Source organism: Sphingomonas sp. QA11 (assembly GCF_028473665.1).
GTDB lineage: Bacteria > Pseudomonadota > Alphaproteobacteria > Sphingomonadales > Sphingomonadaceae > Sphingomonas > Sphingomonas phytovorans.
Genome location: NZ_CP098774.1, coordinates 4,626,133 through 4,639,819 on the forward strand (window position 1 = coordinate 4,626,133; position 13,687 = coordinate 4,639,819).

The window sequence follows — 13,687 nt, forward strand, 5'->3', positions numbered from 1 at the left end:
TAGGAGAATGCTCATGGACATCCGGATTTCGGGCCATCAGGTCGCCACCGGCGACGCACTGAAAAGCCATGTCGAGACTCGGCTCCAGGGTATCGCCGCGAAATATTTCTCGCGCGCCATCTCGGCGCAGGTCACCTTCGGCAAGGGGCCGCATGACAATGGCTTCACCTGCGATATCGTCGCGCATGTGATGCAGGGCCTGGTGCTCAAGGGCAGCAATGACGGCACTGACGCGCATGGCGCGTTCGATGGCGTGGCCGACAAGATCGAAAAGCAGCTGCGCCGCTACATGAGCCGCCTGAAGAACCGCAATTCGGGCCAGGCCAATGCCGTCGTCGTCAATGGTGCCGATGGGGTCGATAATGCGGGCTATACCGTCTTCCGCGAGAGCGATGACGAGGTGGCGGAGGATTTTCCGCTGATCGTGGCCGAGACGAGGGTGGACGTGCCTGACGCGACCGTCTCAGATGCGGTGATGATGCTCGACCTGCGCAACACGACTGCCCTGCTGTTCCGCAACGCTGGATCCGGCGCCTATAACATGGTCTATCGCCGCGGTGACGGGACGATCGGCTGGGTCGAGCCGCACCGCGCAGCCTGATCGATATGCTATCGCGCGCCGCCAAACGGCGCTATGGGCGCGCGCCGGGGTTGGCGTGGCCCAAGGATGACGATGACCGATCTGAGTGACCTGCTGCTGCCCGAGACCGTTCTCGAACGGCTCGCGGCAGCCAACAAGAAAGCCTTGTTCCAGCAACTCGGGGCGGCTGCGGCGACGGCATACGGAATCGACTCCGTGGCCGTCGCCGAGGGCCTGGCCAAACGCGAGAAGCTGGGCTCGACCGGTTTCGGCAGCGGTGTCGCGACGCCGCATGCGCGGATTCCGGGCCTTGGTCATGTCGTTGGCGTGTTCGCGCGCCTGGCGCAGCCGATCGATTTCCAGGCGGTCGACGATCTCCCGGTCGATATCGTGTTCATGCTGCTGTCGCCTGTCGATGCCGGCGCGCTGCATCTGAAAGCGCTGGCGAAGGTGTCGCGCCGCCTGCGCGAACGGGGATTCGTCGACAAGCTGCGTGGTGCCGGGTCGCGCGACGCGATGTATGCGCTGCTGACCGCCGACGAGGCCCGTGACGCTGCCTGATCGCCCGGCGCAGGGCGAGCAGGCCCATTTCCGGGCGCTTGAATCGCTCTATGCCGCGGCGCCGATCAACCGGCTGTTCGAGTCAACGCTTGAGATCCCAACGGCTGGGGTCGCGCGAATCCATTTCATGATTGATGAGCGCTATTTTCATGCTGGCGGCGCGGCGCACGGCACGAGCTATTTCAAGATGCTCGACGATGCCGCCTTCTACGCCGCGAACAGCCTGGTCACTGATCGTTTCCTGCTGACCACTGCGTTCAACCTGCTGTTCACCAAGCCGCTCAAGGCAGGTCCCGTCGTGGCGGAGGGGCGCTGGGTGAGCGGCCAGCGTCGCGTCTTCGTTGCGGAGGCCAGGCTGATCGACAGCGAGGGAGAGGAAGCCGCGCGCGGCACCGGCACCTTCATGCGCAGCCGCATCGCGCTGGCCGGCCTGCCCGGATATCGGGTGGCACCCTGAGCATGGGCCGGTGAGCGAACGGTTGCCGAGCGGGCTGCTGGTCGGCGCCCTGCTCAGGCGGGTGAACGACGCCGGCGGGATTGGCATGGTGCTCGCGCGGGGCGATGCCCAGGCCGGGGCGATATTGGTCGTCGCGCTGGAAAAGGGAGTCAATTCAGGCATCTACGAACGCGGAATCGGACCCGGGGGAACTGTCCAGCTTGTCCGCGTTGGCCCGCAAGATATTGCAAATGCTATTGAAATTACCGAATATTGGCGGCGCAGGCGCAGCCGCGATCCCGATTTATGGGTTATCGAGCTGGATATCGCGTCGGCGGAACGATTCGCCGCAGAAACGATAGTGGCAGGTTGACTTGGCTGCGCTGCACAACGAAAGCCTCCGCACAGTCACGCGCGTTGTGCCGTGCCGGGTGCGATCCGGCTAGGTTACGCAGTCGGGGGGAAGTCCGGCTGATCGTTGTTTCGATACGATCAGGTCCGCACGCCAACCGCATATTTTGAAGTCTTAATGACGTTTTTCACTCGCGCCGCAGCCATCGCGGCGATCTCTCTGACCATCACGAGCCTGATCGGCGCCAGCACCCCTGGCTTCGCTTTCGATCTCGACAAGTCTCTTAAACTCCCGACCGCCCTTCCGGTTCCCGTTTCCAGCCCAACGCCTGAGGCCGCCGCAACGCAGGCGCCCGCGGAAGCTGCCAACGCCGTGGCGAAGGCCGATACCGATATTTCCTCCGCCCAGGCGGACGATGACTATGACAGCCTCGCCGAGGCAGTCGCCGCGCAGGACACCAATTCACTCGATAGCGACCTCACCTGCATGGCGGGCGCGATCTATTTCGAGGCGAAGGGTGAGCCCCTGTCGGGCCAGCTCGCCGTCGGCGAGGTGATCATCAATCGCACCAAGTCCGGTCGCTTCCCGAAATCCATCTGCTCGGTGGTGACTCAGCCGGGCCAGTTCTCGTTCGTTCGCGCCGGCCGTGTGCCGGTCATCGCCAACAACGCGGCCTATCGCACTGCCGTGGCCGTCGCCCGTGTCGCGATGGCCGATGCCTGGGACAGCCCGGCGCCGGACGCGATGTACTTCCACGCCCGCCGGGTTTCGCCGGGCTGGCGGATGATCAAGGTCGCCGCGATTGGAAACCATGTATTCTATCGCTGAGGCGACGGGACGGGTTTTCATCGTCCGCTGATTTGACCAGCGTTCGCTAAATGTTCTAGATCGGGAGGATGCTGCAGCATCCTCCCGATTCGTGTGTCGATGCCCCCGGATCGCCGCTGTGCGCGGCGGATGTGGCGCGGGGCACGGTGCGCATGCTGCTCCGCCACGATCTGGTCGCGATGGCCGAGGTGCCGCTCGACGACGGGCGCCGCGCCGATTTGATGGCGCTCGATTCACGCGGCAACATCATCATCGTCGAGATCAAGGTGTCGCGGGCCGATCTGCTCGGCGACGCGAAATGGACTGACTATCTCCGCTCCTGCGACCGCTTCTACTGGGCGATCCCGGCCGGGTTCGATGCGTCGCCGCTTGATGGCCAAGCGTTCCTGCCAGCGCGAACCGGGGTGATCGTGGCCGACCGCTATGACGCGGCGATCGTGCGCGAGGCGCATACCGATCCGCTGTCCAGCGCCACGCGCAAACGCAACACGCTCGCTTTTGCGCGGCGGGCCGGGCGGAGAATGATCGGGTTGATCGACCCGGAGGCCGGCATTCTATCTTAAGGTTGGCCCGGAAATGGCGCGGCGCGCCTTTTTCGGGGTTTCCGCCATCAGCTTGGCCATGGCGGTCGACCGGGCGTCTTCCACCGCATAATCGCGCGCCGATTTTCCGGCGATGACATCGGCCTGGTCGGGATCGCCGCCAGCGGCCAGCAAGGTACGGGCCATGCCCAGGTCGCGACGCTGGACAGCGCGGATCAGCGGCGTCTCCCCGCTTGAATTGGCCAGGTTCACATTCGCATTCTTTTCGATCAGCACCTGCATCAGGTCGATCTGGCCGAGCCCGGCCGCGACCAGCAGCGGCGTGTTGCCCTTGTCGTCCTTGATATTCGGATCGGCGCCCTGGGCCAGCAGATAGCGCAGATAGGTGCCGTCGCCCCGCTTGACGACGATGTGCAGCGCGCCCTCGCCGGTCGCATATTCGCGCGTGTTGAGCACCGTCGTGCCCGGCACCCGCAACATCTTCTCGACGTCGGAGCCCTTGGCGTCCTTCACCGCCTGGAGGAATTTATACCCTTCCGACTGGTTCTGTGCCTGGACGGGAATAGCGGTTGCGCCGAGCAACGCGGCGGTGAGCGCGATGCCGAATGTACGTGCGATCATCTGGTGGACAGGCCCTTGTGCTTCCGAGGACGTGGTTTCCGAAGATGGCTTCGGCTCGACCTTGCGCCAAGTCCCTTAACAGATCATGGCTGGTCGCGCCATGAACGAGATAGCCCGCGCGCCCGCCCTTCTCATCCGTCGAGCCCTTGCCGCCCTGCTGGTGGCAGCCCTTCCCGCCGCCTGCTCCGGCCCGGCCGCCCCTGCCCGGCCACCGCTTGAAGGCGCGCGGATCGGGGGTCCGTTCGTGCTGACCAACCAGGACGGCAGGCAGGTCACCAATCGCGATTTCACCGGCAAATATCGCATCGTCTATTTTGGCTATACCTTCTGCCCCGACGTCTGCCCGGTCGACGCGCGGAATATCGGTGCCGGGTTGCGCGCGGTCGAGACGAGCGACCCGGCGATCGGGGCCAGGATCGTGCCGATCTTCATCTCGGTCGATCCGGCGCGGGACACGCCCGCCGTGCTCAAGAGCTTCGTCGCCAATTTTCATCCGCGGATGGTCGGCCTGACCGGCAGTGCCGCTGCGATCGATGCCGTGGCGAAGGAATATGCGGTCTATTACAGGAAGGGCGAAGTGACGCCCGGCGGCGGCTATATGGTGGATCACAGCCGGGTCGCCTATCTGATGGACCCGCAGGACAAGCCGATCGCGCTGCTGCCGCAGGACCAATCGCCCGAGGCAATCGCGACCGAGATCAAACGCTGGGTGAAATGAGCGACCGTTTCTGGGAAACGACCCCGATCGATGCGCTTGACCGCGGCCAGTGGGAGGCCTTGTGCGACGGCTGCGGCAAATGCTGCGTCCACAAGCTCGAGGATGAAGACACCGGCGAGCTGATGGCGACCAACGTCTCGTGCCGCCTGCTCGATCGCAAGACGGCGCAATGTTCGGATTATCGCCACCGCCACGCCTATGTCAGCGAATGCGTTCGTCTGAGCCGCGACAATGTGCGGGAAATCGATTGGCTTCCCTCGACCTGCGCCTATCGGCTGCGCGCTGCTGAAGAACCACTCCCGCGCTGGCATTATCTGGTCTGCGGGGATCGCGATGCCGTCCACCGTGCGGGTGAATCGGTGCGCGGCTGGACCATTTCCGAGGATGATGCCGGCGACCTCGAATATCATCTGGTCGATCGCCGGCTGTGACCGGGTCCGGTCAGGCGCCGGTCGAGGTCGTCCGCAATGCCCGTGCCCGCCGGGCCAAGCTGTCGGTCGATCCGGCGAGCGGGCGGGTCAGGCTTACCCTGCCGCTACGCGCGCCGGTCAAACCCGCCCTGCTCTGGGCCGAGGGGCAGCAGGCATGGATCGAGGCGCAGCGTGCCCGGCTGCCGCGCCCTCGACCACTGGTGCCGGGCGGGACGGTGCCGTTCGGCGACGCGCTGCTGACGATCGATTGGCGCGAGGGTTCGACGCGACGGATCGTCCGTGAAGGCGACGTTCTACATTGCGGCGGTCCCCGCGATGGACTGTCGCGGCGGATCGAATCCTGGCTGAAGCGCGAGGCGCTGCGTGTCCTGAGCGCTGAGACCGCTGAATTTGCCGCGCGTGCCGGGGTCGGCGTGACCAGGGTCGCGATCGGCGATCCGCGCGGGCGCTGGGGAAGCTGCGCGTCGAGCGGGGCGATCCGCTACAGCTGGCGGCTGATCCTCGCGCCGGATTTCGTGCGGCGGGCGACCGTCGCGCATGAGGTGGCGCACCGGGTCCATATGAATCACGGCCCGGATTTCCACGCACTGGTCGAACGGCTCGACGAAAGCGATCCGGCGCGATCGCGGGCCTGGCTTCGCGCCAATGGCGCGGCGCTTCACTGGGTCGGTCGCGAATCCTGAGAGCGTTCGGCTGGCCGGTCCGGCGGCGGCGCGGCCGGCGCCCGCTCGCGCGGCGGCGCTTGCCGGCCGGGCGGCGGCGTGCGGCCCAGCACCTGATCCATCCAGTCCTGGTCGAGCCGTTCGGGCCGCGCGGCTTGTGGCACTGGATTGCCGTCGGCGTCGACCTGGGGCTGCCCGGCGTCTGACGGTGCCGTCGTGCCCTGGGGGACCGGGTTGCCGTTCTCGTCGACGAACATGCCGTTGTCGGGCTCGCCGAAATAGGATTCCTGGTCGGGTTCGAGCTGCCATTCGGGCAAGGTTACCTGAGTCTCGAACTGCTCGACTGGACGATTGGCGACGGCGGGTTTCATGAAGGCGGCAAAGGCGCGTGCCGGCGCGGTGCCGCCCTGCAGGCCGGGCACGGTCTGGGCATCGTCGCGGCCCATCCACACGCCGGTGGTCAGCCCGCTCGAGAAACCGAGGAACCAGCCGTCCTTGTTCGAGCTGGTTGTGCCCGTCTTGCCGGCGACCGGGCGGCCGATCTGCGCTGCCTTGCCGGTGCCGGTGTTGACCGCGGTCTGGAGCAGATCGGTCATCTGCGCCGCGACATAGGGGGCGACCAGCACATGGCTGCGATCGACCTGCTGGGCATAGATCGTCTCGCCGTTCGCGGTGACCTTGGTGATTCCGTACGGCGTCACCGCGACGCCCTTGTTGGCGACGCTGGCAAAGGCACGGGTCATGTCGATCAGCCGCACGTCGGAAGTGCCGAGCACCATCGCCGGATGGGTGTCGATCTTGGTGGTGATGCCGAAGCGGCGCGCCATGTCGGCCACGGTGGCGAAGCCGACCTGCTGGCCGAGCTTGGTCGCGATGGTGTTGACTGAATAGGCGAAGGCGGTGCGCAGGGTCATCTCGCCGCGATTGGCGCCGGAACTGTTGCGCGGGCTCCACCCGTTGATCGTGACAGGCTCGTCGACCAGCGTGTCCTCGGGCTTGTGCCCTGCCTCGAGCGCGGCGAGATAGACGAACAGCTTGAACGCGGATCCGGGCTGGCGGACCGCCTGGGTCGCCCGGTTGTAGATCGACGAGACATAGTCCTTGCCGCCGACCATCGCGCGCACCGCGCCGTCGCGGTCGATCGCGACCAGCGCGCCCTGCGCGTTCTTCGGCGCATTCGCCCGGATCGCTGCATCGGCGTCGCGCTGCATGTTGAGGTCGAGGGTCGTCCATACCTCGAGCGGGCGGCTTGTCTCGTCGATCAGCAATTCGAGCTGGGGCAGTGCCCAGTCGGTGAAATAGCGGACGCTGTTCTGCTTGGGCTCGGGCGCAAGCGCCACGCTCTTGGGATCGGCGGTCGCTGCTTCGGCCGCCGTGATCTTGCCCGTTTCCTGCATCAGCTGGATCACGACCCCGGCGCGGCCCACCGCGGCCTCGGCATCGGCGGTCGGCGAATAGCGCGACGGCGCCTTGACCAGCCCGGCGATCACCGCCGCCTCGGACAGGGTCAGCTTGTCGGCGCCATGTCCGAAAAATTTCCGGGCGGCCGCATCGATGCCGTACGCGCCGCCGCCGAAATAGACCTTGTTGAGGTAGAGCTCGAGGATCTGGTCCTTGGTGAACTTGCGCTCCATCGCGAGCGCCAGCAACGCCTCGCGCGATTTGCGGCCGACATCATATTTGTTCGACAGGAAGATCGTCCGCGCGACCTGCTGCGTGATGGTCGAGGCGCCCTGGATCCGCCTGCCACTGCCACGATTGACAATGACCAGCTTGGCCGAGCGCAACAGCCCGATCGGATCGATGCCGATATGCGAGCGGAAGCGGCGGTCCTCCACCGCGACCATGGCGTCGCGCATGACCGGCGGGATCTTGTCATAGGACAGCCACTCGCCATAGCTTGGCCCCATCGAGACGATGACGGTGCCGTCAGCCGCATGCACGCGGATCATCTGGCCGTTGGGCGAGGATTTCATTTCCTCGAAGCTCGGCAGTTGCGCGCGCTGGACATAGACAGCAACGACCAGCCCGATCAGGCCGAGCACGGCAAGCACGCCCGCGATGCGCAGCATCAGGGTTAACCGGCGGCGCCAGATCGGCGGCGAAGATGTCGGGGAGCGGCGGGCCATGGGGCTGGGTGGGGATAAGCTCTATTGGTTACGCAAACAAGCGGCCTGCGCGTGAAGATGTGGTGCAGACGCGGTGAAGCGCCGGTGAACGGATATGGTCAGGCGGCTGCCTCGCCGGCGCTTTCGGTGCTGCGCGCCCGGAAATCGAGGCTGAGCGAGTTCATGCAATAGCGCAGCCCGGTCGGCGGTGGCCCGTCGGGGAAGACATGGCCGAGATGCCCATCGCAGCGCGCGCAGCGCGCCTCGGTCCGGGTCATGCCATGGCTGATATCGCTATGCTCGGTCACCCGCTCCGGCGCGATCGGCCGGGTGAAGCTGGGCCAGCCCGATCCCGATTCATATTTGTCGGCGCTGTCGAACAACGGGCTCGCGCAACCGCCGCAGCGATAGATACCATCGGCCTTGTTGTTGTTGTAGCGGCCGGAAAAGGCTGGCTCGGTGCCGGCCTCGCGCAGCACATGATATTGCTCGGGGCTGAGCCGCTTGCGCCACTCTGCTTCGGAGAGGGTGAACAGGTCCATGAGCGTCAGCTTTCCTGCGCCGTGGCGGGATGGTCAAGGTGCGAATGGTCGATGCGGGTCAGCCGCGCGACAACATCGATCAACAGCGGCAGGTTCCGCGCGACCGGCAACACCGCCCTGGCGATGGCGGGACGTTCGGCCGCCGCGCGAATCAGGCCGGCGATGTCGATCGGCCGCGCAAGATCGCGGGCGAGACGACGCTGGAAGGGAATCGCTGCTCCGGCCCCGCCCCGCACGCAGGCGCGGGCGGCACGCATGCCGCTGGCAATGGCGATGCCCATGCCTTCCCCCGCGAGCGAGGGAATCACGCCTGCCTGGTCGCCAAGGCGGAACAGGCCGCTGGTGGCCGCGCGCGCGCGCCAGCCATAAGGGACGTTGGCGACCGCATCGATCGCCTCGCCGCCCCGGCGCCAGGCGAGGCGATCGCCCAGCCGGGGCGATTCGGCCGCAAGCGCATCGAGCAGGCGATCGGGGTCACCGGCTTCGGCCATGCGGGATCGATGCACCGCCATGCAGCAATTGGCGCTGCCGTCCTCCTGCAGGACGACGCCCATATAGCCGCGATCGAACAGGTGCAGCTCGATCGCGTGACCAAGCAGCCGGTCGAGCGCCGGCGCCGGCGCAAGGCGGATGCGCAGGCCGAGGGTCGGGTCGGCCCCGCGGGCCTCGGCCGGGCGCGCCAGGCCCCGAATGTCGTGCTTGCCGCTCGCCAGGAACAGCGCATCGGTTTCGATCGCACCGCCATCCTGCAGCTGGGCGGTGGTGCCGTCGATCGCCTTCACCGCGACGCCGCGCTCGATCGCGGCGCCGGCGCGTTCCGCCCGGTCAAGCAGCAGCGAATCGAGCAGGCGGCGCGACACGCCCTGCGCGGGGCGCGGCAATACAGCCTCGGCCATCCGGTCGCCGGCGAACAGCCGGACATGAGTTACCCGTGCCGGTCCGAGGGAATCCGGCTCGATACCCAGGCTGCGCAGCGATTCGAGCGTGCGCCAGCTGAGGAAGCCGCCGCACAGCGAATCGCCGGTTTCCCGGGTGCGCTCGATCAACAGGTGCGGTGCCCCCGCGCTGGCGAGCAGGATCGCTGCGCTCGCCCCGGCCGGCCCGCCGCCGACGATCAGCGCAGGTGTTCGACGCACAGCCGGAAGGGGAAGGCACGATAAACATGGGCCTCAATGCCAGCCTCCGCCAGGATCTCCGGCCATTCCGAAGGCCGATAGGAGCGGGCGATCGACAAAGTGCCGTCGAGTCGAACGATCCGGTGCCAGCCCGCGACCCGGGCGAGGATCGGGAAGCCCCAATGGGCGAAGCCATGGCGATGTAGGTCGTTGATCAGCCAGCCGCATCGCGACTCGAGCTCCATGAAGCGGAGGAAGGCGATGAGCTGCCCATGAGTCATATGGTGCGCGACGAGGCTCGAGATGACGAAATCCCACTCGCCGCCGGCGAAATCGGCATAGTCGCCGGTGATATAACGAATACCCATATAGGCCGGCGTATGGGCGGTGGCGGCAAGCTCGCTGCGCGGGTTCAGGTCGACGCCGATAAGGTCGGCGGCGATCCCTCGCTTCTTCGCCCAGCGCGCGATCCTCCGCAGCATGTCGCCATCGCCGAAGCCGACATCGAGCAGGCGGAAAGGACGGTCGTCCCGCACGCCCCGCGCGAGGAAATCGAGCGTCGGGCGCGCCGCCATCGTCACGACATTCACTTTGGCGAGATCGCCCACGACCTCGGCATAGGTCGCGGCATCGAGATCCTCGGCGTCCATCAATTCATCGGCGATGGCGCGGGTGGCGAGGCTCACCCCGCGCTCCTGAAGCCGAACCCTTCGGCCGCGAGTCCGGGACCGAAAGCCAGGGCGACGCCGTCTCTGACCGGCGGCCCCGCGAGCAGCCGTGCCAGGACGAACATCAGCGTCGCGGATGACATGTTGCCATTGTCGGCCAGTACCCGGCGAGAGGCGGCCAGCGCTTCGGGCGCGAGATGCAGGCTGTGCTCGACCGCGTCGAGGATCGACCGGCCGCCGGCATGGACCGCCCAGCCGTCGATCTCGTCCGGGGCGCGGCCGCCGGTCGCGGCCGATGCGAAATGGGGATCGGCCAGGCCGGCGGCGATCCGCCCCGGCACTTCCCCGGATAGGTGCATGGCGAAGCCGCTGTCGGTGACGTCCCAGCGAATCAGTTTCTCCGAATCGGGCAGGGTGGTCGCGAAGGGCTGGCCGATCGCGAAGCCGCCCGAATCGGCGGTCACCATCGCCGCCGCGGCGCCATCACCGAATTGCAGCATCGCCAGCAGCGGTTCGACCTCGTTCACGGCCTGCAGATGGAGCGTCGACAGCTCGACGCAGAGCACGAGCACCCGGGCCTCCGGATCGGACCGCACGATATGGCGCGCCGTGCGGAGCGCCGCGACCGCCGCGTAGCAGCCCATGAAGCCGATCAGCAGCCGTTCGGTCGATGGCGGCAGGCCGATCTGCCGGGCAATGATCTGGTCGACGCCCGGCGCGACGAATCCGGTGCAGCTCGCCACGACGAAATGGGTGATATTGTCGATCGGAACCTGCGCGGCGAGCGCCTTGATCGCGGCAATGCCGAGCTTCGGGGCTTCCTTGGCATAGAGCTGCATGCGCGTGGCGGTGCCTGGCAGGTGCGGCTTGGCGTAGAAACCCTCAGCGGAGACGGGCGATCCGCCGCCGCTGGTGCGCCTGAGCACCGACCAGCGATGCTCGATGCCGGAACGTCCCGCCATGCGCGCGAACAGCTTCGCGGCGCGGTCGTCCTCGATCCGGCCCTGCGCCCAGTCGATAAAGGCGTGATGGATATCGTGATCGGGAACGGCGGTGCCGATCGCATTCAGATAGGCGGCTACTTCGGGCAAAGGCAGCTTTCGGGGCAGCTTTCAGTCTGATCCGGCGGATGCCGATCAGTTGCAGAACGCCACTGTAGCGCGGACGATCCCCGCTTGCCAAAGCTTTGCTTCCGCGGCCGCCCGAAGGCGTGTCCTGATCCGGAAGAAGAAAAAGTGGTGCGGCCGAGAAGACTCGAACTTCCACGGGCTTTCGCCCACAACGACCTCAACGTTGCGCGTCTACCAGTTCCGCCACGGCCGCACGTGAAACACCACCGGATAAGCCCCGGCAGCTGGTAGGCGAGCGCCCCTAGCAAGGCATTGCGACATTGGCAACTGCTCTATCCGCGCCGTCGATCCATCGTTAGCAGGGCGGCATGCCCGTTGCCTCCCCCTCCTATCCGATCGGTGACGAGACCAGGCGCATCCTCGGGCTGGCCTGGCCGGTAATGCTGACCAGCCTCAACTGGACGATCCTGCACGTCACCGACGTGGTCGTGGTCGGGCTTGCCGGTACCGAGGAAGTCGCTGCGCTGGGGGCCAGCCGGTCGCTGACCTTCGTCGCGATCGTCGCAGGGCTCGCCGCGCTGTCGGGCGTGCTCGTCCATACCTCGCGTGCCGATGGCGCGGGCGACCTGAAGCGTACCGGTGCCGTGCTGCGGGAGGGGCTTGCCCTCGCGCTTGTCCTCGGCAGCGTGGCCGCGTTGGTGTTGCTGTTCTTCGCCGCGCCGATGCTTGCCGGCATGGGCGTCGCCGACGAGCTTGTCCTGCGCGCGTCGCGCGTCGTGCAGGTGATGGCGATCTGCTTTCCGTTCCAGCTCGTCATCGTCGCGGCGAGCTTCTTTCTTGAAGGGGTCAGCCGCCCGCGCCGGGTAGCGACGGTCAATCTCGCGATCCTGCCGCTCAATGCGGTGCTCGCCTGGGCGCTGTCGGGCGGCCATCTCGGGATGCCGGCGCTCGGCGCCGTCGGCGCGGCGACCGCGACGGCGATTGCCTCGGCGCTGGGTGCCGCAGGCATGATCGGCGCCGCATGGACCCTGCCGCGCGCCGCGCTGCGCGGAGTGCACGATCTGTCGCGCGCCACCTGGCGAAGCGTCCCAGCGGGCGCGGTGCGGCTCGCTGCGTTCGGCATGGTGCCGGCGATCGCCTCGGGGCTCGAACTTGCCGGCTTCTCGATCCTGATCGCGCTTTCCACCCGGCTGGGCGACGCCGCGACGCATGCCTTCCAGATCGTCTTCTCCATCCACAATGTCACCTTTTCCATCGCGCTGGGAATGGGATCGGCGGCCGGCGTGCGAGTCGGCAATGCGGTTGGGGAAGGTATGCCGCAACGCGCCTTTCCCCGAACGATGATCGCCGTGTCGGTCGCGGCGATCCTCACCGGACTATTGGCGCTGCTGCTGGTGGTCGGGCGCGGCGGCATCGTTGCCCTGTTCCCTGCCACGGCAGAGGTTCATATGCTCGCGCTGGCGATGGTGCCGCTATGGGCGCCGTTCATCCTGTTCGACGGGGCGCAGGTGGTGTTCGTCTATGCGCTGCGCTCGCTCGGCGACCAGGTGGTGGCCGGGGGCAACAGCATCATCGCCTTCTTCCTGGTGACGGGCGGGGCTGGCTGGTGGCTGGTCCATATCGGCGCCGGGCTGACCGGGCTGGTGTACGCCTCCGGCATCGGCATGGTCGCGGCGACGCTGCTGCACGGCAGCCGTTTCGCGCTGATCAGTTGGAGGATTCGCCGGAAAAGCTCAGCACCAGCTGTTTCGAATTGACCGGCACGTCGAGCTTCGCGCTGTTGAACTCGACCGATCCGCGCGGCGGCAGCGCCATCGTTTCGGGGCGGATCGTCCAGCTATAGACCAGCCGGTTCTGCGCATCCTTCAGCTCGACCCGGATGTCCGGGACCTGCTGGCGCTGGTCGGTCGGGTTCACCACCTTGCCGCTGATCGCGAACATCTCGCTGCCATTGGCCAGGTCGCGGCGATCGATCGGGTTGTTGACGATCTTGAGCGGCGTCGCTGGCGCGCCGATCGGCAGGCCGAATTGCTGGGCCAGGCCGGGTGCGCCCGAATAGAGGATGGCCGCGGCGCCCACCAGCATGGCGAATCCGGCGGCGAAGGCGGCCATCGTCCAGCGCCGCGCCGGGTTGCGGCGCGGGCGGAAGGGCGGCTGGTGCGCGAAGGCGTCATAGTCGGGCGCGGTGCCAGGCGGCGCGATCTCGACGTCGGGCGCCGTTACGGGTGGCGGTGCTGGCGGAGCTGCTGTGGAGGCGGGGGCCGGAGCCGAACGGGGAGCGGGGGCGACGGCTTCGGCCTGGGCCACCAGATCGAGCACCTGGCCCGGCTGGAACCAGCTATGCTTGCAGCTCGCGCATCGCACGGTCCGTCCTTCGGACCCGATTGCCGAATCGGGTACGAGGTATCGAGTCCGGCATTGAGTGCATTCAAGGATCATCTTGCGCCGCTTCC

At 67.0% G+C, this 13,687-nt stretch carries 17 protein-coding genes and 1 tRNA gene; 10 read left to right on the forward strand and 8 right to left on the reverse strand.

Going from position 1 to position 13,687, the window contains the following annotated elements; translation table 11 throughout:
• Positions 1–13: 13 nt before the first annotated feature.
• From hpf to NDN01_RS21370, 6 genes are all read left to right on the forward strand, one after another.
• Positions 14–601: a ribosome hibernation-promoting factor, HPF/YfiA family gene (gene hpf, locus NDN01_RS21345; RefSeq protein WP_272623932.1), complete on the forward strand. Its 588-nt coding sequence runs from the start codon at positions 14–16 to the stop codon at positions 599–601.
• Between the two features lie 72 nt (positions 602–673).
• On the forward strand, positions 674–1,141 hold the full coding sequence (locus NDN01_RS21350) for a PTS sugar transporter subunit IIA (protein WP_272623934.1): 468 nt from the start codon (positions 674–676) through the stop codon (positions 1,139–1,141).
• Positions 1,128–1,598, forward strand: a complete 471-nt coding sequence (locus NDN01_RS21355) for a PaaI family thioesterase (protein ID WP_272623936.1) — start codon at positions 1,128–1,130, stop codon at positions 1,596–1,598. The genes NDN01_RS21350 and NDN01_RS21355 overlap by 14 nt, the downstream gene beginning before the upstream one ends.
• A gap of 10 nt (positions 1,599–1,608) precedes the next feature.
• A complete protein-coding gene (locus NDN01_RS21360; protein ID WP_272623938.1) occupies positions 1,609–1,950 on the forward strand; it encodes a DUF1491 family protein in 342 nt (113 codons plus the stop codon).
• Positions 1,951–2,106: 156 nt separating this feature from the next.
• Positions 2,107–2,757: a cell wall hydrolase gene (locus tag NDN01_RS21365; protein ID WP_272623940.1), complete on the forward strand. Its 651-nt coding sequence runs from the start codon at positions 2,107–2,109 to the stop codon at positions 2,755–2,757.
• Between the two features lie 68 nt (positions 2,758–2,825).
• A complete protein-coding gene (locus NDN01_RS21370) occupies positions 2,826–3,320 on the forward strand; it encodes an MmcB family DNA repair protein (RefSeq protein ID WP_272623942.1) in 495 nt (164 codons plus the stop codon).
• Here the strand turns inward: NDN01_RS21370 and NDN01_RS21375 are convergent.
• A complete protein-coding gene (locus NDN01_RS21375) occupies positions 3,312–3,920 on the reverse strand; it encodes an ankyrin repeat domain-containing protein (RefSeq protein ID WP_272623944.1) in 609 nt (202 codons plus the stop codon). The two genes, NDN01_RS21370 and NDN01_RS21375, sit on opposite strands and share 9 nt — an antisense overlap.
• Before the next feature lie 85 nt (positions 3,921–4,005).
• Between NDN01_RS21375 and NDN01_RS21380 the strand changes: the two genes are divergently transcribed.
• Genes NDN01_RS21380 through NDN01_RS21390 form a run of 3 tightly spaced genes read left to right on the forward strand, consistent with a single transcriptional unit; the run spans position 4,006 to position 5,752 of the window.
• A complete protein-coding gene (locus NDN01_RS21380; protein WP_443025154.1) occupies positions 4,006–4,638 on the forward strand; it encodes an SCO family protein in 633 nt (210 codons plus the stop codon).
• Positions 4,635–5,069, forward strand: coding sequence for a YcgN family cysteine cluster protein (locus NDN01_RS21385; RefSeq protein WP_272623946.1), 435 nt, complete (start codon positions 4,635–4,637; stop codon positions 5,067–5,069). Before NDN01_RS21380 ends, NDN01_RS21385 begins: the two co-directional genes overlap by 4 nt.
• Entirely contained in the window at positions 5,066–5,752 is a 687-nt protein-coding gene (locus NDN01_RS21390) for a M48 family metallopeptidase (protein ID WP_272623947.1), read from the forward strand. Before NDN01_RS21385 ends, NDN01_RS21390 begins: the two co-directional genes overlap by 4 nt.
• Here the strand turns inward: NDN01_RS21390 and NDN01_RS21395 are convergent.
• The 6 genes from NDN01_RS21395 to NDN01_RS21420 all read right to left on the reverse strand — a co-directional run bounded on the left by NDN01_RS21395 (position 5,728) and on the right by NDN01_RS21420 (position 11,487).
• On the reverse strand, positions 5,728–7,860 hold the full coding sequence (locus tag NDN01_RS21395; RefSeq protein ID WP_443025155.1) for a transglycosylase domain-containing protein: 2,133 nt from the start codon (positions 7,858–7,860) through the stop codon (positions 5,728–5,730). The genes NDN01_RS21390 and NDN01_RS21395 overlap by 25 nt on opposite strands.
• Positions 7,861–7,958: 98 nt before the next feature.
• Positions 7,959–8,381, reverse strand: a complete 423-nt coding sequence (gene msrB, locus NDN01_RS21400) for a peptide-methionine (R)-S-oxide reductase MsrB (RefSeq protein ID WP_272623949.1) — start codon at positions 8,379–8,381, stop codon at positions 7,959–7,961.
• A gap of 5 nt (positions 8,382–8,386) precedes the next feature.
• Positions 8,387–9,517 (reverse strand): NAD(P)/FAD-dependent oxidoreductase, encoded by a 1,131-nt coding sequence (locus tag NDN01_RS21405; protein WP_272623950.1) that lies wholly within the window; start codon positions 9,515–9,517, stop codon positions 8,387–8,389.
• Positions 9,496–10,182, reverse strand: coding sequence for a methyltransferase domain-containing protein (locus NDN01_RS21410; RefSeq protein ID WP_272623951.1), 687 nt, complete (start codon positions 10,180–10,182; stop codon positions 9,496–9,498). The genes NDN01_RS21405 and NDN01_RS21410 overlap by 22 nt, the downstream gene beginning before the upstream one ends.
• Entirely contained in the window at positions 10,179–11,255 is a 1,077-nt protein-coding gene (locus tag NDN01_RS21415; RefSeq protein ID WP_272623952.1) for a type III polyketide synthase, read from the reverse strand. The genes NDN01_RS21410 and NDN01_RS21415 overlap by 4 nt, the downstream gene beginning before the upstream one ends.
• 145 nt (positions 11,256–11,400) lie before the next feature.
• Positions 11,401–11,487, reverse strand: a tRNA-Leu gene (locus NDN01_RS21420).
• Positions 11,488–11,602: 115 nt separating this feature from the next.
• Here NDN01_RS21420 and NDN01_RS21425 point away from each other — a divergent pair.
• Complete coding sequence (locus NDN01_RS21425; protein WP_272623953.1) at positions 11,603–12,991, forward strand: MATE family efflux transporter; 1,389 nt, start codon at positions 11,603–11,605, stop codon at positions 12,989–12,991.
• Here the strand turns inward: NDN01_RS21425 and NDN01_RS21430 are convergent.
• The gene (locus NDN01_RS21430) at positions 12,942–13,673 is read right to left on the reverse strand and encodes an MJ0042-type zinc finger domain-containing protein (protein WP_272623954.1); all 732 of its coding nucleotides are present in this window, start codon (positions 13,671–13,673) and stop codon (positions 12,942–12,944) included. The two genes, NDN01_RS21425 and NDN01_RS21430, sit on opposite strands and share 50 nt — an antisense overlap.
• Positions 13,674–13,687 lie beyond the last annotated feature (14 nt).